The sequence below is a fragment of the [Mycobacterium] fortunisiensis genome (assembly GCF_019050325.1).
In the GTDB taxonomy this organism is placed as follows: Bacteria; Actinomycetota; Actinomycetes; order Mycobacteriales; family Mycobacteriaceae; genus Mycobacterium; species Mycobacterium fortunisiensis.
The window spans coordinates 31,268-54,509 of sequence record NZ_VOMB01000008.1 but is presented as its reverse complement, the minus strand read 5'-3'; the positions used below and the strand labels follow the sequence as shown (position 1 = coordinate 54,509).

Below are 23,242 nucleotides of genomic sequence, written 5' to 3'. Positions count from 1 at the left end.
GCCGGCTACTACCAGCTCGCGACCGACCTCCCGGTGATGGCGCTGGGCGGATTCGGTTCGGCCGATCCCGCACCGACGCTCGGGCAGTTCCAGGCCTACGTCGCCGAGGGCCGGGTGCATTACTACGTCGAGTCAACAGGTTTGGGACTGCCCGCGATGCCGGGCCAACCCGGGCTCCCGCCGATCAAGCCGCCCGGCATGAACGGCGACTCCGAGGCCGAGCACATCAAAGACTGGGTGAAACAGCACTTCAGCAGCACAAAGGTCGACGGCGTGACGATCTACGACCTGACCGCTCCGCTCAAGTGAGGCCCGCGCTCCTCACATAGATTTGAGCCCGGCACAGCAGAGGCTGTGCCGGGCTCAGATCGTTCTCGATCAGCAGGGCGTGAACGGCAGGCAGGGGCCACGTCCCGGAGGCGGCGGCAGACCCGGGCCCGGACCGAACCCCGGACCACCCGGAGGCGGCGGCAATCCCGGACCACCCGGGCCAAACCCCGGTCCACCCGGACCACCCGGCCCGAACCCCGGACCACCCGGAGGCGGCGGCAATCCCGGACCACCCGGGCCAAACCCGGGTCCACCCGGACCACCTGGCCCAAATCCCGGTCCACCCGGACCACCTGGCCCGCAGGGCGCTCCGGGCGGACAAGGTGGAGGCGGTGCTGCCGCAGCCACCGCAGACCCGATGGTCGCTCCGCCGAACAGCGACAGTGCTAACAGGGCCGAACCGGCAGCGGCCCGACGCTTCATCGTTCGCACAATTCACTTCCTCTCATCGTCGATACGCATACACGCCGCCGAGGCGATACGTTGGGCGGCAGAGTAATCGTCACGAGATGGACTATGCGGCTGCTTGGTCTTTCCTATCCGTGAGCTGTGAATCCAGCAACGTCGGGCCGGCACCGCTCCTCCGGCACCTTCATAGCTGTGCCACAGAATCACCACAGTCGGCGCATAACGCGACTTACGAGAATCTGCCGGTGCCCAGTTCCGAGGATGCTCCGGCTGAAACATCGATGGCGGCCAGTGCGCGAGGCATGATGACGCGCGCCGACGGCAGCCCGATTAAGGTGCTCGTCGTCGATGACGAACCCGGACTGGCCGAGTTGGTGTCGATGGCGCTGCGGTACGAGGGCTGGCACGTCTCGATCGCCGCCGACGGGTCGTCGGCCATGCGCCAAGCCAATGAAAACCCACCCGACGTGGTCGTTCTGGACATCATGCTGCCGGACATCGACGGCCTGGAAGTGCTGCGAAAGCTTCGCGAAACACGGCCTGGATTGCCGTTGCTCCTGCTGACGGCCAAGGAGTCGCTCGAAGACCGCATCGCCGGACTCGCCGCGGGCGGCGACGACTACGTCACCAAGCCGTTCAGCGTCGAGGAACTCGTACTCCGGTTGCGTGCGCTCATGCGGCGCACCGGTGTTTCCGACGACACCGGGGTATCGAAACTCGTCGTCGGGGATCTCATCCTGGACGAGGACAGCCACGAAGTGTTCCGTGGCGGAGACGAAATCACCTTGACTGCGACCGAATTCGAGTTGTTGCGGTACCTGATGCACAACTCCCGACGAGTGCTGACCAAGGCGCAAATCCTCAGTCACGTGTGGAATTACGACTTCGACGGACGCTCCAACGTCATCGAGTTGTACATCTCCTACCTGCGCCGCAAGATCGACGCCGGCCGCACACCGATGATCCACACGCTCCGCGGGTCCGGATATGTCCTCAAGCCACCCCGCTGAACCTCGATCGCGGGCACGGCTTCGGCGCCCCCGCGCGTGGCCCCTGCAAACCCGCCTGCTGCTGGTCCTCGCAGGACTGCTCACCTTTGTGTGCGTCGGCATCGGCGCCGGGACGTTGCTGGCCATGAATCATTTCCTGACCGAGCAGCTGGAGCGGCAGGTATTCGACGCCGGAACACGATCGGTGGCGTTCTACAACTTCGGGCCCCCACCGTTTGTGCGCTTCGAGGGCCCCGGGCCGATGTTTCTCGACGGCCCAGGTCAGTCGGTCGGCACGGTCGGGGCTCTGGTCTCCGACAGCTCCACCTCAGAGGCGGCCGTGATCTCGGCCGACGGAGACCGACGGGAGCTGTCACCCAGAGCGTTCGAGCAGCTTTCCGGGATCGGGAAACAGACACTGGTCCATATCGATCTCGATGGTCTCGGCGCCTACAAACTCGTCAGCGTCACCGCCGACGACGGGCGCACGGTCGTCGCAGGTCTGCCGATGGCCGGCGTCACCAACACCCTGTTGTCGACGCTGGGCTTCTTCAGCGCCGTCGCGGCAACGGCCTTGATCCTGGCCACCGCCGCCGGAATCGTGATCACCCGACGCCAATTCGGGCCGCTGGCGCGAGTTGCCGCCGCCGCGCACCGGGTCGCACAGCTCGAGCTCGACCACGGTGAAATCGACCTGCCCACGCCCCTGGTACCCGTCGACCCGGACAGCGCCCGCACCGAGGTGGGACAACTGGGTTCGGCCTTCAACCAGATGCTCGACCGCATCGCCGACGCGCTGGCGGTCCGGCATGCGAGCGAGACTCGGGTACGACAATTCGTCGCCGACGCCAGCCACGAACTGCGCACACCGCTGGCATCCATTCGGGGCTACACCGAACTGGCCCGCCGCAGACTCACCGACGCCCCGGAAGACCTGGCGCACGCGATCGAACGCGTCGACGCCGAATCCAAACGGATGTCCCAGTTGGTCGAGGACATGTTGTTCTTGGCACGCATGGACGCCGGCCGCTCAATCGATTGCGAGCCGGTAGACCTGTCCCAGCTCTGCGTAGACGCCGTGAGCGATGCTCATGTGGCCGGCCCCGAGCACCGATGGTCGGTCAATGTGCCCGACGAGCCGGTACTGGTCGCCGGCGACCGCCTTCGGCTGCACCAGATGCTGGCGAACCTGCTGATGAATGCTCGGGTACACACACCAGCGGGAACGCGGGTGAACACCACCCTGTGCCGAAACGGAAATAATCAGGTGGTCCTGACGGTGACCGATAACGGACCGGGCATTCCGAAGCACCAACTACCCGAAATATTCGAGCGTTTCGCGCGCGGCGACTCGTCCCGGTCCCGACGAGCGGGGAGCACGGGGTTGGGCCTGGCCATCGTGCGGGCACTCGTCAAGGCTCACGCCGGCACCATCGAGGTTCGGAGCGCCCCGGGCGAAACCGCCTTCGCCATAACGCTTCCCGCGATCGTGGCACACTAGGTACCCCGCCGGGTGCGGCGCGTCCGTTGCACGCGCCGCACCCGCAGTATTGCTAGCGGTGGCCTGGGCCACCCGGATGCCCGAAGCCGGGACCGGGACCGGGCGGACCCGGAGGCGGCGGAGGGCACGGCTGGAACGGCGCGCACGGCGCGGGCCCCGGCCCAGGAGGCGGCGGGGGCGGCGGAGCGGCATTCGCCACCCCACTGAATCCCAACGTGGCCAATGATATTCCACCGACGATTGCGGCTCCGCCGATCAGGCGACGCGGATACGACTTCATTCTCATTCCTTTCCGTGCGCGGATGTTGATTGACACCGCTTGCACCGCAGCAACTTTGATGCTTGGCGATCTCATCACCGCAACGGGAACATTACAGTCAGCACACTATGGAGACCCTGTGCAGACACTATGCACTGAATTCGAAGGTGCTTCTATACAGGGATTTAACCATCTACCAGCAGATGATAGCTGCAACTTAGACCGCTGACAGCTAACACACATTTTGGGTGGCCAAATGACGGCGGCTCGGCCGATGCCGAGGAGCGCCTGAAGATCGTCAGGTTCTTCGGCGGGGCCTTCGAGCGTTCCCGACGCTGCGCATTGTATGGATCGAGCATGCCTTCACCTGGATCCGGCTGATGATGTGGTGCACGGAGGCGCCATCCTCGACACCGGCGACACCCACCTCCAACCCCTGCCGGTCGCCAAGGTCTACGCCCGACGAAACCGCGCCGGCATCTACCGGAGGTACCTCGACTTCGCCACCACCTGCGGCAGCGTGCACCACCAACGGATCGACACCACCGACGTCGAACACCTACGCCAGCACACCAAAACCGAAGACGGCGACAGCGTTTACGACCACTGCTACGGCTGCGTGACGACGCCGAATCCCTCAACAACTCCCTCGACCGCACCCTCTACGGCGGACGCATGACCGCCCACACCGCCACCCGTCAGCACGGGTGATGAACGGATTTGCCCTGGGCCGCAACGCAATCGCCGCCTACATCCACCAGCGGCATCACCCACCCGCAGCCTCCTGAGCACCCCAGAGGGACAGCTCTACCCCCGGGGAAGTCACACCTATCTCACCCAGCGCACCAGCCTCGTAGCCCTCACCGGAACCACGCGCAGCAGCCCCGATGCCGCCGATTCGGCGTTCGGCGTCTAGCATGAATCGTCCCTATGGGTTTTCGACACCTATTTCGATAGGTCCCACGCCCCCGTAGCTCAGGGGATAGAGCACGGCTCTCCTAAAGCCGGTGTCGCAGGTTCGAATCCTGCCGGGGGCACGTCAGGCTTGTATGACGTCGGGCAGGGTGTGCTCCCCGCCGGTGGCGTCGCCCGCGATGACCCACAGCCCCGAGTCGGTGGTCACGTAGACATCACCGCTGGCCGGATCCACCGCGACGCCGTAGACGTAACCGTCGGGCAGGCCGGCGAGCACCACGTGGTGGCTGCCGTCGATGTCGATGGCGGTCAGCTGATGCGACGTGCTCGACGTCGAATCATCCAAACTCCAGCTGGACTGGTACACCCGCCCGCTGACCGGGTCGATCGCGGCGGTACGTTCCGGCAGCCCGACGGATATCGGGATCAGGGTGTCGGGTCCGTCGACATTGGTGATCGTGAACGACCACCGGGCGCCACTGCCGGTGTAGGCCCAGTCGGTGATCTGAAGCAGGGCGCCGTTGACCGGGTTGATCAGCACCGGCTCGGTCGCGTGGCCGGGCAGCACCAGGGTTTCCGCATCGCCGTCGCCATCGCGATCGATGTCGGTGAGCCAGGTTGTGGTGCCGTCCGGGTTGAGCCGTTCCACCACGGTGGCCCAGGTGGTCAGCGCATCGCCGTAGAAGCCGTCGCTGGTCTGGTAGACGTGGCCGGCGGCGTCGATCACCACACCACCGGCCGCGTTGCCGCTGGTGTGCCAGCGCTGCAGGACGTCGCCGTCGGTCTTGTCCATGAGCGTCACGTCCACTCCGCCGGTGACGTCGGTGGTCTGATAGAGGTTGCCGGCCGCGTCGATCACCACGCCGCCCGACGCGTTGCCGGCGATCGGCTCGGCGAACTGCTGCACCGATCCGTCTGATCGGACGATCCAGATCGTCGTCTGCTCGTCGTGTGTGATGGTTTGGTACACGGTTCCGGTGTCGGGGTGGATGACGACGCCACCCGCCGCGACAAGCTCGCGATTACTGGCTCCCCCAAGGGTTTCCGAGCCGGCGGCGCTTCCGTCGGGACCGATGATGTACACCGTGGTCGTCACCTCGTCGAGGTACACCCCTTGTTCGGCGGTCAGGTAGGCGACGCCGGTATCGGCGTCGATCACGAGTTCCGTCCCCGAGGTGCCGGCAAGCGTCCGCGTCGAGGTGACGGAACCGGTTGTGGGGTCGATGATGTGCACGGTCGACGTGGTGTCCTGCACGGTCACCTGGTAGAGCGCCCCGGTGACAGGGTTGACGACGGCCCCGCCGGATGCGCTGCCCGCCAACGGTGTCGACGTGATGGTACGGGCGATGCCGTCGGGCCCGATCTCGGTGACGACGACGCCGCGCCCAGGCCCGTCGGCGACGTATTCGCTGGTCTGGTACACCACACCGCGAACCGGGTCCACCACCGCCGTGCCCCGGGGCGTGGTGCCGGTGGGCAGGGCGATCTGCGTCACCGCTCCCCCGACCGACACGCGGTAGGACACCGTCGTGACGTTGGCGCCGAACAGCGCGTTGTCCCGCGCGGCGATGCTGAACGTGTCGATGCCTTTGAACTCGGGGTCGGTCGGCGCGTAGGTGAACGTCCCATCCGCATTGGCGGTGACGGTCCCGTGCTGGGCCCCTTCCACCACCTGATAGCTGAGCTCGTCGTCGTTGAAATCCGTGAAACCCAGCGTCCCCGAGTACAACGGTTGCCCCTCGACCAGGCTGCTGCCGGTGACCGTCGGCGTGCCCGCGGTGGGCGCCTCGTTGGCGACCACCGCTTCGACCCGGCGGTACAGACCCCACAGCCCGACCAGGAGTGGATTCGGGTTGACCGGGGCGGACGGGCCCGTCGCGGTCGGGTTGTAGCCCAGGGCGCTGAGCAGTGAGACCACCAGCGTTCGGCTGACCGGGGGTGCTGCCGGTTCCGGAGCATCGAGGACCTTGACCGAAACCTTCGGCACACTGACCCGGGTGTCGACCGTCTCCAGCGTGGTGGCGGCGCCTGACACGGCTGCGGGGGCCTCGACCGTTGCAGACCGTTCGACCGCAGCGGGTGAATTGCGTTGCGATCGCCCCAGATCGGTGGGCAAAGCAATAGACGACGCCGCCGTGCCGTCCTCGACCGCGCTCCCCCGACTGCCACGGGCCGACCCGAAGGCGGCACGGCCACGCACCGAGTCGGACAGTTCCTGACGCACCTGCACCCTCGACCGGATCTGGCGGGTGACGCTTTCCGGTCGGATCTTCGCCTCGACCGCTCGATCGGCGATCCTGCCGCGGCGCACATCCGCGTCCGCATCCGACCGCTTGACCTTGGCACGTTTGGCAGGCCCGGTGGGCGACTTGGCGGGCGATGAAGTCGAGGATTCCGAGGTTCCCGCGTCCCCGGCGCCGTCGTCGGCATATGCCACGGCCGGGGCACTCGCCAGGGCCGCTCCGATCCCCAGGGCGATCACACCCGCCCCGACCCAGCCCGACGCGTCACCAGAACGTTTTGACACCTGGAGCCCCCGTTGTCAGCCACATTGACGCCAGCGTCAAAGCCGGCAGCTGAGCATACAAGGCCGAGCCCACAATCTGGCGGGCAAAACTCGCCGGTCCCCTCGCCCGCACCACGCGACCCATGCGTCTCACATCCCGGCTGGCAACACTCCGAGAGGGCATCATCGGATGTCGTTTGCCCTGGCAAATAAATTCAATACCGTTACCGGGGCGAGCCCGCTGAGAGCAAATGGGCTGCACCGTGCACTTTCAGGCGATTGTCAGGAACATCGTGAGATGGGCTAATGTTATCTACAGACGGGGGTCTTGAGCTCGAACACAGCTAACAACCCGGAGGTGAAAATGATCCGTTCGAAACTGATGACGGCTGCGGCAGTCGGGCTCGGCGCATTGGCGGTGCCGGTCGGAGTGGCAGTCGCGGGTGCAGCTCCGGCCTCGGCCGGTCCCAACATCTGCGCAACCGGGCCGTATGGCTACGTGCAGGCATGTGTCGAAGGTCCCGGCTGGGGCCGCTGGCACGGTGGCCCGCGCTGGCACGGTGGTGGTTGGCACGGCCACGGTCACGGCCACCACGACTGAGTCGACCTAGCCACGGGTAACGCCGTGGCGGGCATCCTTCCCGGATTCCCGCCACGGCGTTACGCGTTTTACCCCCTTGGGTCACTCTCTTAGTTGTAGTACCTTCGGCGACATGGAGGACGTCTGAGCTGTCAGCGCGGAAGGAGTCGACATGCAGACGGATATCGTCACCAAGTTCCTGTCCACCCTGCCCGAAGATGACGACCACCCCTATCGCACCGGGGCGTGGCGCCCACAGACCACCGAGTTCGATGCCGACGATCTGACGGTGATCGACGGTGAGATCCCCGCCGACCTCGACGGCGTCTACCTGCGCAACACCGAGAACCCGCTACATCCGGCGCTGCAGAACTACCACCCTTTCGACGGTGACGGGATGCTGCACATCGTCGGTTTTCAGGACGGAAAAGCGTTCTACCGCAACAGGTTCATCCGCACGGATGGCTTCCGGGCCGAGAATGAGGCCGGCGGACCGCTGTGGCCGGGTATCGCCGAGCCGATCGAACTCGCCAAACGCGACTACGGCTGGGGTGCGCGCACCCTGATGAAGGACGCGTCCAGCACCGACGTGACGGTGCACCGCGGCGTCGCGCTGACCAGCTTCTACCAGTGCGGTGACCTGTACCGGATCGATCCGTACACCGGCGAGGACCTGGGTAAAGAGGACTGGGCTGGAGCGTTCCCCACCGAATGGGGAGTATCCGCGCACCCCAAGGCCGACCACGCCACCGGCGAGATGCTGTTTTTCAACTACAGCAAACAGCCGCCGTACATGCACTACGGGGTGGTGGATGCCGACAACCGACTGGTGCACTACGTCGACGTCGAGTTACCCGGACCGCGGCTGCCGCACGACATGGCATACACCGAGAACTACGTGATCCTCAACGACTTTCCGCTGTTCTGGGATGCCAAGTTTCTCAGCAGCAACGTGCACCTGCCAAAGCTGCACCGCGACATGCCGTCCCGGTTCGCCGTTCTCCCCCGCCGCGGCGTGGCCGGCGACGTCAGATGGTTCGAAGCCGACACCACCTACGTCCTGCACTTCACCAACGCCTACGAAGACGGGGACGAGATCGTTCTCGACGGGTTCTTCCAGGGCCACGCCACACCGGCCCTGGCGCTCGACAAGATGCAGACCAGACTGCACCGCTGGCGGTTCAACCTCGTCACGGGCCAGACCCGCGAAGAGCAATTGTCAGACAGCATCACCGAATTCGGCATGATCAACCCCGGGTACGCCGGGCATGACTACCGCTACGCCTACGCCGCCACAGGTAAGCCGGGCTGGTTCCTGCTCGACGGACTGGTCCGCCACGATCTGCACACCGGATCCGAAGACCGCTACGCCTTCGGCGACGGGGTGTACGGCAGCGAGACCGCGATGGCGCCGCGGGTGGGCAGCCGCAGCGAAGATGACGGCTACCTCGTCACCATCACCACGGACATGAACGACGACGCGTCCTGCTGCCTGGTGTTCGATGCGGCACGGGTTCCCGACGGGCCGGTATGCAAACTAGCTCTGCCGGAACGAGTTTCCAGCGGAACCCATTCCACCTGGGCGCCGGGCGACGAACTGCGCCGATGGCTGGTACGTGACTGACACCCTGTCGCCGCCCGGCGGCATCAATGCCGTCGGACAGATGCTCAGCCTCGTCGGCGACGAGTGGACGATGTTGGTGATGCAACAGGCCCTGCTGGGCGCCACCCGCTACGGGCAATTCACAACACGACTGCCGATCTCCAATTCGGTGTTGACCCGACGACTGAGCTCCCTCATCAAAGAGGGCCTGCTGCAACGTCATCGCTATCAGGAACGGCCCCCGCGTGACGAATACCTGGTCACCGCGACCGGCCGGGCCCTGTGGCCGGTGCTGGCGTCCATCTGGGAATGGGAACTCCGCTGGGTACCCGAGCACCGCCAACCATTGCCCCCGATGCGGCACCTCGGCTGCGGCGCCGAATTCAGGCCGGTCCTGACGTGTGCCCATTGTGGCGGTCCCATCGCGACCGACGACGTGACTGCCAGGTGGGGGCCCAGCGGGGGCTGGTCGCGGTCGCTGCCCACGGTGACAAACCGCCGCCGATCCGCCGATGACCGGCGCGACTCACCATCGGGCCTGTTCCCCCAGACCATGAGCGTGCTGGGCAACCGCTGGGCGTTCGCGATCCTGGTGGCGGCGTTCACCGGCACCTCCAGGTTTTCCGGGTTCCAACGGGCGCTGGCGGCCTCACCCGCGTCGATCGCCGACCGCCTGCAGACGTTCCGGGACAACGGGATTCTGACCAAGGCCGACGGTGACCCGCACTACCGGCTGACGCCGAAGGGCGCGGCATTCCTGCCCGTTTTGGTGACCGCACTGGCCTGGGCGCAACGGTCGTTCCCCGCCGACGAAGGCCCCGCAGTGCTCCTCACGCACACCGACCACGGCCATGCCTTCTCCCCTGCGCTGCGATGCGACCAGTGCCGCGAGTTGCTCACCGGAGCCACGGTGTCCGCTGTCTGACCGGTATCGCAACGCCGCCACAGCAGTTGCTGCAGGCACTGCCAGACTCCGCCGAGAATCGGTGCCGAACACCGCGGAGGGCGTCCTGATCTCCGACGCGACACATCAGGAAAATTTCTAGCACTCCCACATGCCGAGTGCTAATATCGGCGGTGCACAGTGATTGGCTGCCCGCCAGGGTGGCGGGCTCTGAGACGTACGGGAGGTGAATTGCTGTGCTTCGTTTTGATCCGTTCAGTGACCTCGATGTGTTGACCAGGAGTTTGCTGTCAGGTGATTCAGGGTCAACGCGCACACCCCGGTTCATGCCGATGGACCTCTGCAAGATCGGCGACCACTATGTGCTGACCGCCGACCTTCCCGGTGTCGATCCGGGTTCGGTCGACGTCAACGTCGACAACGGCACGCTCACCATCTCGGCGCATCGAACCGCCCGTTCGGAAGAATCTGCGCAGTGGCTCACCAATGAGCGATTCTTCGGTAACTTCCGACGACAGTTGTCGCTCGGCGACGGGATCGATACCTCGGCGATCTCCGCCACCTACGAGAACGGTGTCCTCACCGTCACCATCCCGATGGCCGAACGTGCCAGGCCGCGCAAGATCGAAGTGGCCCACGGCACCGACCGAAAATCGATCGAACCCACCACTGTCGATGCGGACTAGTTGATCCCGCCGCGGCGGTCCAGCCTGAACGTCAGGCTGGACCGCACTGCGGGCCATTCGATGTCCAGGATCGAGTAGACGACGGTGTCCCGACGGGAACCGTCAGGCAGCAACTGATGGCTGCGCAGGACTCCGTCGAGCTTGGCACCCAACCGCTCGATCGCCGCCCGGCTGGCGAAGTTGAAGAAATGTGTGCGCAATTCCACTGCCACACAATTCAATTCGTCAAAGGCATGGCCGAGCATCAACAGCTTGGTCTCAGCGTTGACCGCGGTGTGACGCACGTCTGCGACATACCAGGTGTGCCCGACCTCCAAACGGCGGTTGGGCCCGTCCACATTCAGAAAACTCGTGGAGCCCACCAGCCGGCCGTCGCGATCGCGCACCACGAAACTCACGCCGCGGTCAGCCGCCCGCAGATCGAGCATCCGCTGCACCCACTGGGCGGCGGCACCTGGCTGCGGCGTCATCGTGTACCAGAACGACCCCAGCTCACCGTCGGCGGCCGCGGCGTCGATCTCGGGGATGTGCGCCCGGGTCAACGGTTCCAGGCGCACGCGCTGCCCGGTCAGTTCCACGGGCGTCACAAACTCGCTCACGGTCGCCGCTCCGGTGTCGACACCAACGACCACACCGAGCACAGCGCGGCCAGCACCGCCATCGCGCCACCGATGTAGAGGCCGTACCCCGCGGCCACCGGCCCTTTGACGTAGAGCGTGTAGTACCACACCGTCAATGCCACCAGGGCCACCGAAATCACCAGCCCCACAGCTGAAGCCCACCGCTGAGACAAACCGCGTCCGGCCATCGCCCCGGCCACGATCAGTCCGGCCCCGAGCAGCACGATCAGCTGCCCGGCGCCGAAGCCGGGTGGCAACGGGACGTTTCCCACCACCCCGCCGATCGCGTTGGCCCGGCCGCCGCCGTCGGCGCTGGTGGTCAGCCACGGCAACCAGGCCACGACCACCAGGACCGCAGCACACAGTGCCAGCAGCCACCCTGGACGTAGACGAACCATGACGACGAGACTATCGGGTGTGACCGAACTACCCGACTGGGCCAGACGGCTGGGTCTCGCCCCACATCCCGAAGGCGGCTGGTACCGCGAGACCTGGCGCAGCGAGCTGACGGTGAGTCAGGCCTCGCTGCCGTCGGGCTACACCGGGCCACGCAACGCCGGAACCGCGATCCTGTTCCTGCTGATGCCCGGCCAACAGTCGGCCTGGCACACGGTGCGCAGCGCCGAGCTGTGGTTCCACCACCGCGGCAGCCCCCTGGTCCTCGAGATAGGCGCGCAAAAAGACACTGCGACAAGCCTTCTGCTCGGCCCCGACATCTCCGCCGGGCAGCATCCGCAACTGGTCGTCCCGCCAGGGCATTGGCAACGGGCCAGGCCCCGCGACGACGAGCCCACCTTGGTCAGTTGCGTGGTGGTACCCGGCTTCGACTTCGCCGACTTCGCGCTCAGCCCGGCAGCGACGACAGATTGAACTCGGCCCCGGTGGGATCGGCCACCGCGGCCAACCGGCCGTACGGCGTGTCCTCGGCGGCGCGCAGCACCGACCCGCCGTTGGCGACGATCAGTTCGATGCTCTTGTCCACGTCGTCGGAGCCGAAGAACGTGCTCCAGACCGACGGGGCGCCCGCGGGGAGGAAGGCGCTGCCGTCCATCACGCCGACCAGCGCTTCGCCGTCGAAATTGGCGGTGCTGTACCGGAATTCCTCGGTGTCCGAAACCGTCTCGGTGTTCCAGCTGAACACGGTCCGGTAGAAGTCGAGCGACCGGGCGTAGTCGGTGGTGGTCAGCTGGTGGTACGTCGGTGCGCCCGCCTCGTTGAACACCGCGAAGCCGTCATGCCCACCGGGCTGCCAGATACCGAAGAAGCCGTTCGTGATATCGGTCAGCATGGCCATCCGGCCCTTGGCCGGGATGTCCATCACCCCAACGCAATTGCTTGCGCCGGCCGCGGTGGCCGCCGCCACCGTGGCGTCGGCGTCGGCGGTGTGCAGGTAGGTGGTCCAGGCATCGGGGGCGTTCCATTGCGGATCGTTGCGCATCAGGCCGGCCACCACCCGGCCGTCGACAGAGGCGGTGACGTACCCGCCGTACTCGGGACCGCTGTTCTCGAACCTCCAGCCGAACACCGTGCCGTAGAACTGCTGGGCACGCTCGGGGTCTGAAGTGCTCAAGTCGATCCAGGTGGGGGCGCCCAGCGGCGCGCTCTGACGGGTGACCACGATGGTTTCTCCTTCACGGCGATTGGTCTGTCATCAGGTCTGACCATCGCCGCGGTGAAAACTCATCGCTGCTGGTAACGCCGCCCGAGCTGCGCGCGGTGTTCGGCCGGTGAGCCGAACAACGAACGATTGAGCGCGGCCCGCTTGAGATACACGTGGACGCCGCTCTCCCAGGTGTAGCCGATGCCGCCGTGTAACTGCATGGCCTTTCCGGCCACCTCGACGGCCGCCTCGGTGGCATACGCCTTGGCCATCGCCACCGCATGCGGCCCCGGCGCACCGATGGCCGCCTCGACCAGCTGCCGGGCCACCGAGATCCGCACCAGCATGTCGGCGCAGGCGTGTTTGACGGCCTGGAATGAGCCGATCGCCCGGCCGAACTGCTGACGTACCCCGGTGTAGGACACCGTGGCGTCGAGCATGGCCTGTGCGACACCGAGGCTGTCACAGGCCACCGCGAGTGCGGCACGATCGGTGAGCCCGCGCAGCGCCGACTCGGAGTCTCCGTCGAACTGCCACACCGCCGCTTCGCCGAGCTCCACCCCCTCGACCGTCACCGTGGCCAGGCGACGGGTCTCGTCGAGCACCGGTTGCTCGGTGACCGTCACCCCGGGTGCGTCGGCCGCCACGTCGACCAGTACTGCGGTCCCGTCCGCATCGCGTGCGGGCAGCAGCAGGCGCTGCGCCCCTGCTGCGTCGGGCACAAACGTGGCCCGGCCGTGCACCCGCCAGCCCAGCCGGGTGGTGGCCAGATCGAACGGCGCCGGCTCAGCGCCCCCGGGCAGGGCGAGCGTGGCACGGACGTCACCGGTCACGACTGCCTGCAGCAGTACATCACGGGACTCGTTGGGTGGTACGGCATTCAGTGCGCCGATGGCCAGTACGGCACCGCCCAGATAGCTGGTGGTCGCCGCGGCGCGGCCCAGCTCCTCGCAGATCACCGCGACTTCGGCGAAGGTCGCCCCGGCTCCGCCGGCCTCCTCCGCTGCGTCCAGTCCGATCCACCCCGCCGAGACCAGCAGTGGCCAGTCGACGGTGTCCTTGGCCAGCAGATCGGCTGCCACCGAACGGAGTTCGGCGTGGATCTCGGAAAAATCCGGAAAGTCGCTCATCTACACCGCACTCGGTTCTCGGGGCAGACCCAGGCCACGCTCACCGATGATGGTGCGCTGAATCTCGCTGGCTCCGCCGGGGATGGTCCATTCCCAGGATCCGATGAAGTCGAGCATCCAGGCGCCCGACTCCCAGCCGCTGGAGGCCGGCTTGGTCAACACGGTGTGCGCGTTCAGGCCGCCGAGCTCCGCACCGAATCCCGTCATCCGCTGCAACAATTCGCTGTAGTACAGCTTGACTATCGAGGCGTCGGCCGGGCCGGCCTGACCGGCCTCGCTGCGTTCCACCAGATCCCGGCACAGCCCGCGCAGCCCGGTCAGCTCGATCTCGAACTGCGCCAACCGGTCTGCCACCACCGGATCGTCGACCGGGGCGGCATCGAGCAGCCACCTGAAGCCCGCATTGCCCAGCCGCTCGGCCAACTCCAGCATGGTCATGCCACGCTCGGCGCCCAGCGTGGCCTGCGCCACCTGCCAGCCCTTGTTCACCGGGCCGATCAAGTTGGCCGCGGGCACCGCCACATCGTTGAGGAAGATCTCGCAGAAGTGCGAATCCCCCACCGCGTTGCGGATCGGCCGCACATCGATACCCGGCGTGGTCATGTCCATGAGGAAATACGAGATCCCGTGCCGCTTGGGCGCTTCCGGATCGGTGCGGGCCAGTAGCAGGCACCAATCGGCGTGCAGCGCACCACTGGCCCACAGCTTCTGGCCGTTGACGACGAAGTTCTCGCCATCGGGTCTGGCCGTGGTACGCAGGGCAGCGAGGTCCGAGCCGGCCTCGGGCTCGGAGAAGCCCTGCACCCAGATCTCCCCGTCGAGGATGGCCGGCAGGTGCTTTTTGCGTTGCTCGTCGGTCCCGGCAGCGAGCAGGGTGGAAGCCGCGTGGTGAATCCCAACGAAGGCCAGCACCAGCCGCGGTGCGTCGGCCGCGGCCAGCTCCTGAAAGAGCACGATCTGCTCGGGGACACTCATGCCGCCGCCCCACTCGGCCGGCCAATGCGGGACGGCGTACCCGGCGGTGTGCAGCTGTGCGAACCAGGCCTTCTGGAAGTCCACGAACTCGTCGTCGCCGACACCGGTCTGGTTGGCGCGCCAGTCTTTCGGGACGTTCGCCGCACACCAGTCCCGGACTGTGGCCCGGAAGTCGTCCAGCCCGGTCACGAGAACAACCCGGTGAGTCCGCGCCGGCCCAGCCGCGCGGTCAGCGTGTCACGGGTCTTGGACACCCCGAACGGCAGACGACGCAACGGCTGGCTGTAGCGCGACAGCCACGACAACACCGTCTCGTCGCAGAAACCGACCGCCCCGTGCAACTGGTGGCACACCCGGAACACCACCTCGGCGGCCTCGATCGCGGCCAGCCGCAACGCCAGCGCGTCGTTGATCGCCTCGTCGGCCGGATGTGTGCCCAGGCTCCACAGCGCGTACTTGGCCAACATGTCGACACCGCTGCGTTCCACCTCGGCATCGGTCAGCTGAAACTGAACACCCTGGAATGACGACAACGTCTGGCCGAACTGCTTGCGCAAGCTGACGTGTGCGACGGTCAGGTCGATGGCCCGATCCAGCATCCCGAGCAGCGTCCACGCCGGCAACGCTAACGCCAGCGCCACGTCCGCGGCGCCCGCATCGTCGACCGCGGACAGCTCCAGCGCGGTGACGAAAGACGGACCGCAGGCACCGGTACTGCCCACAGTGCTGCGCTGTCCGTCCAATGTGACAGTGGCCCAACGGTTGTCCAACCCGTGCAGCGCGGCCTCCGGCGCATCGGAATCGATGACCACCAACCCGTCGGCGTCGAGATCGGCCGGGCGCGCCAATCGCTCGGCGACCGGATAGGGCAACGCCCAATACCCGGCGCTGCGGCACACCGCGGCCGCGGCCTCCAGCGAGTCGGCATCGGTGCGTGGCTCAAGCTCGAACACAGCCAGACCGTCCAGCACCTGCGTGACCAAGCCCGACCGGGTTTCGGGTTTGGCATCGGCCTGAGCCAGCAGCTCATCGCCACCGGCCGCCTCAAAGGCCTTGAGCGCCTGGCGCCCATACTCTTTGGCGTCGTCGCCGAGATCCAGAATCATCCCCGTCACGCCTTTCCGGCCAACATGCTGCGCGACAACAGGATGCGTTGCATCTCGATGCTGCCCGAAGACACCGTCGACGCCTGCGAGTACCGCCAGTGGTCCTCCACCTCGGCCCGGAAGTACTCACCACGGCTGTCCCCACCACGCGGCAGCGCCGCCACAATTTCCATGAGCACTTCGGCGCTCTCCTGATCCAGCCTCGTCACCGCAATCCGGTACGCGGCGGAGTCACCGGGATTCACCCGTCCGGCCGCCTGCATCGCCACCACGCGGTAGGCCATCAGCCGGGCCCGGCGGCAATGGGTGAGCATCCGGGTCCAACGGCCCCGCAACTCGGCGGGCAACTGCTCCCAGGCGTCACCGAGCACCTCGGGCGCAGCCTGCAACAGCCGCTCGCAGCGCGCATAGCGGGCGATGCCGACGCGTTCGAAGGACACCACGTCCTGCACGATCGACCAGCCCTGATCGACCGTTCCCAGCACATCGGCCTCGGTGACCTTGAGATCGTCGAAGAACACCTCGTTGAGGTGGTGCGGACCCATCATCGTGCGGATCGGGCGTACCTGGATGCCCGGCGAATCCATGGGCACCAGGAAGATCGTCATGCCCTGTTGTTTCTTCTGGGTTGCGCCTTCTCCCACTTTGGAGGTGCGGGCCAACAGGAAGATCCACTGCGCCATCGTGGCGTAGGAGGTCCAGATCTTCTGGCCGTTGACCCGCCAGCCGTCGCCCTCCCGGCGTGCGAAGGTCCGCAGCGAGGCCAGGTCGGAACCGGCCTCCGGCTCGGAAAAGCCCTGGCACCAGATCACTTCGCCGTTGGCGATCGGCGGCAGGTGCTTGCGCTGCTGCGCTTCGGTGCCGTGCCGCATGATGATCGGCCCCACCCAGTTGACGCCCATGTACTGGGCGCCGCGCGGCTCGTGGTGCGCCCACATCTCCTCGCGCACCACGGTCTGCTCCCACACCGACGCGTCGCCACCGCCGAACTCCTTGGGCCACGACATGCACAGCAAGTGCTGCTGGGCCAGGGTGCGGCAGAACTGTTGTGCCACTGCCAGATCGGCGGGGTCGTCGGTGAACGCGCCGAGAAAGTCGGCCGGCACCTGGTCCGCGATCAGGGCGCGCAGGTCACCGCGCAGCGTGTCGGCCGCCTCACCAAACTCGAAATCCACTGCAGGCCTTTCTACGCCGTCTTGCCGGTGATGCCGAACTCGGCCAGGACCTCGTCGGTGTCCGCCCCCAACTCGGGCGCGTAGCCGCCGACGTGTCCCGGGGTACGGGAAAACCAGGTCGGCACCCCGGGCATCCGCACCCGTCCGTGCGGAGTGTCGACGGTCTCGAACAACCCGACGGCATTGAGATGCTCGTTGTCGAACAGCGCGTCCGGGGTGAGCATCGGCGCCGCGGGAATCTCCAACTCCGCGAACAGATCCAGCCACTCCGCGGTGGTGCGCTCCTTGAGGGTCTGCGCCAACAACCCGTACACCGTGTCGATCTGGCGGGCCCGCTGCTCCAACGTGGCGTACTCGGGACTCTGCCACGGTGGCTGCACCCGGTCGATGAACGCGTTCCAGTGCTTGTCGTTGTAGATCAGGGCCGCGATGTGACCGTCTTTGGTCTCGTACGGCCGCCGGTTGGGCGTCACCGCCCGCGGGTACACCGCCGGCCCCAGCGGGGGATCGAACATGGCACCGTTGGCATGTTCGACCAGCATGAAGGAGGCCATCGTCTCGAACATGCTGACCTCCACCTCCTGCCCCTCGCCGGTGCGCTCCCGATGGAACAGCGCCATCGTCGTGGCATACAGCGCGGTCAGCCCGGCCACCTTGTCGGCCATGATGGTGCCGACGTAGGAGGCCTCACCGGTCAATTGCTGTTGCACCGCAGGCAAACCGCACTCGGCCTGGATGGTGTCGTCGTACGCGGGCCGATCCGCGTCGGGACCGCGCCGACCGTAGCCGTAGCAGTTGGTGTAGACGATGCCCGGGTTGATCGCGGCCACGTCGTCATAGCCGAAGCCCAGCTTGGTGATGGCCTTCGCCCGCATGGAATGAATGAACACGTCGGCATCGGCGATCAGTGCCCGCAGGGCGTCTTTGCCCTGCGGGGACCGCAGATCGAGTACGACGCTGCGTTTACCGCGATTGACGTTGACGAACACCCCGCTCATCCCGGGCGCCGGGCCCACCGAGATGTACCGGGTGTTGTCGCCGGCGGGCGTCTCCACCTTGATCACGTCGGCGCCCATGTCGGCCATGATCTGGGTGCAGTACGGCCCCATCACCATGGCGGTCAGGTCGACGACCCGAACCCCGTGCAACGGACCGGTTGTCATGAGCTGACCCCCTGGGTTGCCCGTTCGAAGCTGTAGCGGATGTGATCGGCGTGCCCATCGGGAACCACCGGGAAGATCACCGGTGCGCCGAGATCTCGAATGTTGTCCATCTGTTCCCCGACCTCCTCCACGGTCCAGGAGGGCCGGTAGACCCCCGGACTCTCGGCGATGACCGCGCGCGCCAAGCGGCCGGCGATCGCGACGAAATATTCTCCGGTGACCGAACAGGATTCATGGGCCAGCCAGCCCACTGCCGGTGCCACCAGCTCCGGCCCCATCGGCGGATACGCCGAGGTGTCCAGCCCCTCGGCCATCCTCGTCACCGCTCCCGGCACGATCGCGTTACACCGGACACCTTCGGCGGCACCTTCCAGCGCCACCACGTTGCTCAGCCCGAGGATCCCGGCCTTCGCCGCCGCGTAGTTGGCCACCTCGTGGTTGCCGTAGAGGCCACCGATCGACGAGGTCAGCACCACCCGGCCGTAGCCGGCCGCACACATCAGGGGAAACGCCGGGCGCACAACGTGAAAAGCGCCGCGCAGGTGCACGTCGAGCACGGCCTCGAAATCGTCGAGGCTCATATCCTTGAGCGGCGAGCGCCGCACCGTGCCGGCGTTGTGGATCAGGACGTCGATGCGGCCGAACTGCTCGACCGCCTTGTCGATGATCGCCTGGCCGCCTTCCGCGGTCGCCACGGAATCGGTGACGGCGACGGCTTGCCCACCGGCCGAGACGATCTCGTCGACCACCGCCTGTGCGGGCGCGGCATCGGCACCGTCTCCGGTGAGACTGCCGCCGGGATCGTTGACGACCACCTTCGCCCCGCGCGAGGCCAGCAGCAGGGCGTACTCGCGGCCCAGGCCCCGGCCGGCGCCGGTGATGACGGCGACCCGATCGTCGAATCTGAGCGTGCTCAAGCGAACGGTTCCTCGCCCTCGAGCTTGGTGCGCTGCAACAACCGGCCCGACGCCGGATCGTACGGCGTGGCCCGGTGCATCGTTCCGGTGTTGTCCCAGATCACCAGGTCGCCGACCGTCCACTTGTGCCGATAGGTGAAGTCGGGCTGGGTGGCCCAATCCCGGAGCCGCACCAGCAGTTCGGCGCTGCGGCGAAAGTCGATCGGCCCGTCGGCATCCACGATGTGCCGCGCCGTCGCACCCAGCACGAGCGATTGGCGGCCGGACTGATGCGTCCAGACCAACGGCAGTTCACGATCCCCGATCGCCATCATGTTGCGCAGCGTCTTGGTATCCGGTTCCGGGTCGTAGTAGAACAACGTGTTCCACGCCGAATGCATCACCCGCAGGTCCGCGATGTCGGCCTTGTCCTCATCGGACAGGTCGTCATAGGCGGCATAGGTGTTGCAGAACTCGGTGTCGCCCTCATCCGGGTTGCCCAACGCCACGCTCTGCAGCAGCGAAGCCAGGATCGGCACCTCGTTCATGGTGCCGTCGATGTGCCAATACAGCGAGCCTTTGAGGTAATCGGCCTGCTTGTTCACCTGGGTGTCCAGCGACACTTTGTAGAGCTTCTCCCCCTGGTGCTCAGGGGCGAAGGTGCCCAGGGTTTCGGTGAACGCGATCTGCTCGTCGTCGGTGAACCCGATCTGCGGGAACACCAGAACCCCGCGCTGCTCCAGCAGCTCGCGGATTCGCCCGGCATGGTCACCGGAGAGCAGGGTGGCCTTGTCGGCCCGGACCTCGGTGCCGATGCGCGGCTTGATGTCCCGGGTCTGCAGCGCCGTCGTGGTGGTCATGTGGTGAGCTCCAATCCGTCGAGATCGCCCTTGGCCCGCCACTGTTCGATCAACTCGTCGAAGGCGTAGAACCCCGGCGAGTAGAAATCACCCAGGAACGCGCCGTTGCGCTCCGCACCGCCACGGCCCTCGTTGTTGTAATAGCCCGGAGTGCAGGACAATTCGAACGCCGAGTTGTCGATCGCCAGTTCGCGGACCGTCGCCACCCAGGCGTCCTGACCCTGCTGGCTGGGTTCGACCGTGGTGGCGCCGCGGTTCTGCGCCTCGGCGATGATGTAGGCGATGTGGCGGGCCTGCTGTTCAAACATCGCGGTGGTGTTGGCCGAGACGCCACCCTGGATGAATCCCATGAAGAACTGGTTGGGGAATCCGCGGCTGGTCATCCCGTGCAGGGTCTTGTAGTCGTTCTGCCAGTGGTCGAACAGCGACACTCCGTCGCGGCCCACGATCCGGTCGATCGCGAACCGGCGGCTGATCTCGGTGGAGATCTCGAAGCCGCTCGCGAAGATCACGCAATCGACCTCGTACTCAACGCCGTTGGCGACGATCCCCTTCTCCGTCAGCCGCTCCACACCCTTGGACTCCGACACGTCGACCAGTGTCACGTTGGGCCGGTTGAACGTAGCCAGATAGTGCTCACTGGACGTCGGCCGCTTACACATGAACCGGTAGTAGGGCTTCAGCGCCTCGGCGGTCACCGGATCCTCGACGACCTCGGCGACGTGCCGCCGCAGCCGCTCCATGATCTTGAAATCTTCCTCTTCCCGGAACGCCATGATCTGCTCGATCGTCACTTCTGCGGGGTTCGGCGTGGCCGCGATCCGGGCGGTCAGGTTGCGTCCGAGCTCGGTCCAGAAGTCGCACACCAGGTCCGGTTCGCCGAACACCACCCCGACGAACGGCGACCAATTGTGGAAGTTGCGTTTGCGCTCTTCCTGCCACCCCGGTTGCAGCGAGGCCGCCCAAGCCGGATCGGTGGATGGGTTGGTGCGCGCGTCGACCGACGAGGGTGTGCGCTGGAAAACGAACAGCTCCTGGGCGTCCCGGCCGAGATGCGGGACGAGTTGGATGCCGGTGGCACCGGTCCCGACGAGGGCGACCCGCTTGTCGGCCAGCTTGTCCAGGTTGCCGTCGGCATTCCCGCCGGTGTAGTCGTAATCCCAACGCGCCGAGTGGAACACGTGTCCGGCGAAGTCCTTGATGCCGGGGACACCCGGCAGCTTGGGTCGGTTGTAGGAGCCTTGGGCCATCACCACGAAGCGGGCCCGGATCTCGTCACCCCGGTCGGTGCTGATCTGCCAGCGCTGCGAGGCGTCGTCCCAACGCAGTTCACGCACCTGGGTGGAGAACAGCGCACCGTCATACAACCCGAAATGCTTGCCGATGTTGCGGCAATGCTGCAAGATCTCGGCGCCGTCGGCGAACTTCTTGCTCGGCATGAAGTCGAGCTCTTCGAGCAGCGGAATGTAGCAGTAGGCGTCGTTGTCGCACTGGATTCCGGGGAACCGGTTCCAGTACCACACCCCGCCGAAGTCGCCGGCCATCTCGATGACCCGGATGCCCTCGACACCGGCCTTCTTCAGGTAGGCCCCGGCCAGCAGGCCGGCGAAACCGCCACCGAGGATGACGACGTCGGAGTCCTCAGTGATCGGATCCCGTTCGGTCACCGTGGTGTACGGGTCGACCTCGTAGAACTCGGCGAAATCGCCTTCCAGCTCCAAATACTGGTCGGCGCCCTCGGGCCGGATCCGCTTGGCCCGCTCGGCCGCGTACTTCTCCCGGATGGCGTCGATGTCGATGTCGGCCGGGGTGTCGGTGGGACCACAAGTTGTTTCCGTCATGCGTTGGCCTTTTCCGGCAGCGCCGCGGGGTGCAGCGGGGCGGGCATGTCGTGCACCGCGGGCAGCACCTCGGCGGCGAACAGTTTGGTGGACTCCATCGCCAACTCGTAGGGCATGGTGCCGAACTGCGGGACGATGGTGACCTCGCAGAACGAGCACGCCTCCTGCGCGGCCTTCAGCTTCTCGAACACCGTTTCCGGCGTGCCGATCAACAGGTTGGAGGCGTGGTATCCGGGCGGGCCGCCCTTCTTCTGGTTGCCGACCTCCGACGCCAGCACCGCGGTGGCGCTGGCCTCACGAGCGGCGTAGGCCTCGTACCCCTTGACGCCCTTGAAGTTCGACGCGTCGGCGAAGCCGTAGTGCACGTTGACGTCGCGGTTGGCCGTCCAGATCCATTCCTCGGTCTTGGCGACCTCGTCTTCGTCCTTGACGCAGTACATGAACATCACGTTCTTGGGCTGACACGGCCCAAGGCCTTCCTCGGCACGGAAGGTGTTCACCTTGCGCACCTCTTCGCCCGCATCGGTGATCGGCTTGTTGCCCACGAACAGCGGGACCATGCCGCGCCGGGACAGGATCTCCAGCGATTCCGCCGTCGAGGACGAGCTGTAGATCCGGTCGAACAGGTCGGTGCTGATCGGCTCGGGCCGCAGCGACATCTCCGGGAAGCTGAAGATCTTGCCCTCGTAGGAGAACCGCTCGCCGGAGAACGCCAGCTTGAGGATGTCCAGCGTCTCGTTGAACCGGTCGCGGCTCTCCTCACGCGGCACCCCGACGGCGGCGAACTCGCCCTTGGACACGCCACGGCCCAGACCGATCGTGGTGTAGCGGCCGTTGGAGACGATGTCGAGGTAGGCGATCTGGGTGGCCAGCCGGATCGGGTTCCACCACGGCACCACCGCGACGAAGGTGCCCAGGCTGACCCGTTCGGTGCGCCCGGCGAAATAGGTCAGGGCCTGAATCGGGTTGGGCGTCATGCCGTATGGCGTGCCGTGGTGCTCGGGGAACCAGATCCCGTCGAAGCCCAGCGGCTCGGCGAGATCGCCCAGCGCCAGCGCGGCCTGCACGCATTTGTAGTCCGGGGTGGCGGGCGGGGTGCTGAAGTCACCGGCCAGCACGCGCTCCCAGTCCTGGGAGTTCTGCGCTCCGGTACCCAAATTGACCTTCATGTTGTCTCCTTACTCGGCGATTTGTG

Annotated in this window: 22 protein-coding genes and 1 tRNA gene; 10 read left to right on the top strand and 13 right to left on the bottom strand. The window is 66.4% G+C overall.

The genetic code is table 11. From position 1 onward, the window contains the following. From FR943_RS06035 to FR943_RS06015, 5 genes are all read left to right on the top strand, one after another. Positions 1 to 309 (top strand): mannosyltransferase YkcB-related protein (locus FR943_RS06035; protein WP_504970596.1); only part of this gene is annotated, 309 nt, incomplete at its 5' end. 734 nt (positions 310 to 1,043) lie between these two features. Then, a complete protein-coding gene (locus tag FR943_RS06030) occupies positions 1,044 to 1,748 on the top strand; it encodes a response regulator transcription factor (RefSeq protein ID WP_217155451.1) in 705 nt (234 codons plus the stop codon). Continuing rightward, positions 1,726 to 3,228, top strand: a complete 1,503-nt coding sequence (locus tag FR943_RS06025) for a sensor histidine kinase (protein ID WP_217155446.1) — start codon at positions 1,726 to 1,728, stop codon at positions 3,226 to 3,228. Before FR943_RS06030 ends, FR943_RS06025 begins: the two co-directional genes overlap by 23 nt. Positions 3,229 to 3,833: 605 nt before the next feature. Then, a complete protein-coding gene (locus FR943_RS06020; RefSeq protein WP_246584871.1) occupies positions 3,834 to 4,166 on the top strand; it encodes a hypothetical protein in 333 nt (110 codons plus the stop codon). 285 nt (positions 4,167 to 4,451) lie between these two features. Continuing rightward, positions 4,452 to 4,524: transfer RNA gene (locus tag FR943_RS06015), tRNA-Arg, on the top strand. 2 nt (positions 4,525 to 4,526) lie between these two features. Here the strand turns inward: FR943_RS06015 and FR943_RS06010 are convergent. Next, positions 4,527 to 6,929, bottom strand: a complete 2,403-nt coding sequence (locus FR943_RS06010) for a cadherin-like domain-containing protein (protein WP_217155445.1) — start codon at positions 6,927 to 6,929, stop codon at positions 4,527 to 4,529. A 343-nt stretch (positions 6,930 to 7,272) separates the two neighbouring features. On the opposite strand from FR943_RS06010, the gene FR943_RS06005 reads away from it, so the two are divergent. From FR943_RS06005 to FR943_RS05990, 4 genes are all read left to right on the top strand, one after another. Then, positions 7,273 to 7,509 carry a hypothetical protein gene (locus FR943_RS06005; RefSeq protein WP_217155444.1) on the top strand — a complete coding sequence of 79 codons (237 nt, stop codon included), beginning with the start codon at positions 7,273 to 7,275 and terminating at the stop codon, positions 7,507 to 7,509. A gap of 151 nt (positions 7,510 to 7,660) precedes the next feature. Then, positions 7,661 to 9,112 carry a carotenoid oxygenase family protein gene (locus FR943_RS06000; RefSeq protein WP_217155443.1) on the top strand — a complete coding sequence of 484 codons (1,452 nt, stop codon included), beginning with the start codon at positions 7,661 to 7,663 and terminating at the stop codon, positions 9,110 to 9,112. A 40-nt stretch (positions 9,113 to 9,152) separates the two neighbouring features. Then, a complete protein-coding gene (locus FR943_RS05995; RefSeq protein WP_217155450.1) occupies positions 9,153 to 10,016 on the top strand; it encodes a winged helix-turn-helix transcriptional regulator in 864 nt (287 codons plus the stop codon). 215 nt (positions 10,017 to 10,231) lie between these two features. Then, complete coding sequence (locus FR943_RS05990) at positions 10,232 to 10,681, top strand: Hsp20/alpha crystallin family protein (RefSeq protein ID WP_217155442.1); 450 nt, start codon at positions 10,232 to 10,234, stop codon at positions 10,679 to 10,681. Here the strand turns inward: FR943_RS05990 and FR943_RS05985 are convergent. Further along, positions 10,678 to 11,280: a GNAT family N-acetyltransferase gene (locus FR943_RS05985; RefSeq protein ID WP_217155441.1), complete on the bottom strand. Its 603-nt coding sequence runs from the start codon at positions 11,278 to 11,280 to the stop codon at positions 10,678 to 10,680. The two genes, FR943_RS05990 and FR943_RS05985, sit on opposite strands and share 4 nt — an antisense overlap. Beyond that, positions 11,277 to 11,699 (bottom strand): hypothetical protein, encoded by a 423-nt coding sequence (locus FR943_RS05980; RefSeq protein ID WP_217155440.1) that lies wholly within the window; start codon positions 11,697 to 11,699, stop codon positions 11,277 to 11,279. Before FR943_RS05980 ends, FR943_RS05985 begins: the two co-directional genes overlap by 4 nt. Before the next feature lie 19 nt (positions 11,700 to 11,718). Here FR943_RS05980 and FR943_RS05975 point away from each other — a divergent pair, with 19 nt between their 5' ends. Beyond that, entirely contained in the window at positions 11,719 to 12,171 is a 453-nt protein-coding gene (locus FR943_RS05975) for a cupin domain-containing protein (protein ID WP_217155439.1), read from the top strand. Here the strand turns inward: FR943_RS05975 and FR943_RS05970 are convergent. The 10 genes from FR943_RS05970 to FR943_RS05925 form a co-directional block, all read right to left on the bottom strand. Then, positions 12,146 to 12,919 carry a VOC family protein gene (locus FR943_RS05970; protein ID WP_217155438.1) on the bottom strand — a complete coding sequence of 258 codons (774 nt, stop codon included), beginning with the start codon at positions 12,917 to 12,919 and terminating at the stop codon, positions 12,146 to 12,148. The two genes, FR943_RS05975 and FR943_RS05970, sit on opposite strands and share 26 nt — an antisense overlap. Positions 12,920 to 12,981: 62 nt before the next feature. Then, entirely contained in the window at positions 12,982 to 14,031 is a 1,050-nt protein-coding gene (locus tag FR943_RS05965) for an acyl-CoA dehydrogenase family protein (RefSeq protein WP_217155437.1), read from the bottom strand. Next, the gene (locus FR943_RS05960; protein ID WP_217155436.1) at positions 14,032 to 15,195 is read right to left on the bottom strand and encodes an acyl-CoA dehydrogenase family protein; all 1,164 of its coding nucleotides are present in this window, start codon (positions 15,193 to 15,195) and stop codon (positions 14,032 to 14,034) included. Beyond that, entirely contained in the window at positions 15,192 to 16,112 is a 921-nt protein-coding gene (locus tag FR943_RS05955; protein WP_217155435.1) for an acyl-CoA dehydrogenase family protein, read from the bottom strand. Before FR943_RS05955 ends, FR943_RS05960 begins: the two co-directional genes overlap by 4 nt. A gap of 5 nt (positions 16,113 to 16,117) precedes the next feature. After that, positions 16,118 to 17,287 (bottom strand): acyl-CoA dehydrogenase family protein, encoded by a 1,170-nt coding sequence (locus FR943_RS05950; RefSeq protein WP_217155434.1) that lies wholly within the window; start codon positions 17,285 to 17,287, stop codon positions 16,118 to 16,120. 11 nt (positions 17,288 to 17,298) lie between these two features. After that, positions 17,299 to 18,450, bottom strand: coding sequence for a CaiB/BaiF CoA transferase family protein (locus FR943_RS05945; protein ID WP_217155433.1), 1,152 nt, complete (start codon positions 18,448 to 18,450; stop codon positions 17,299 to 17,301). Next, positions 18,447 to 19,367 (bottom strand): SDR family NAD(P)-dependent oxidoreductase, encoded by a 921-nt coding sequence (locus FR943_RS05940; protein WP_217155432.1) that lies wholly within the window; start codon positions 19,365 to 19,367, stop codon positions 18,447 to 18,449. Before FR943_RS05940 ends, FR943_RS05945 begins: the two co-directional genes overlap by 4 nt. Then, on the bottom strand, positions 19,364 to 20,206 hold the full coding sequence (locus tag FR943_RS05935; protein WP_217155431.1) for a TauD/TfdA dioxygenase family protein: 843 nt from the start codon (positions 20,204 to 20,206) through the stop codon (positions 19,364 to 19,366). The genes FR943_RS05940 and FR943_RS05935 overlap by 4 nt, the downstream gene beginning before the upstream one ends. After that, positions 20,203 to 22,047: a flavin-containing monooxygenase gene (locus FR943_RS05930; protein WP_217155430.1), complete on the bottom strand. Its 1,845-nt coding sequence runs from the start codon at positions 22,045 to 22,047 to the stop codon at positions 20,203 to 20,205. Before FR943_RS05930 ends, FR943_RS05935 begins: the two co-directional genes overlap by 4 nt. Continuing rightward, complete coding sequence (locus tag FR943_RS05925) at positions 22,044 to 23,216, bottom strand: LLM class flavin-dependent oxidoreductase (protein ID WP_217155429.1); 1,173 nt, start codon at positions 23,214 to 23,216, stop codon at positions 22,044 to 22,046. The genes FR943_RS05930 and FR943_RS05925 overlap by 4 nt, the downstream gene beginning before the upstream one ends. Positions 23,217 to 23,242 lie beyond the last annotated feature (26 nt).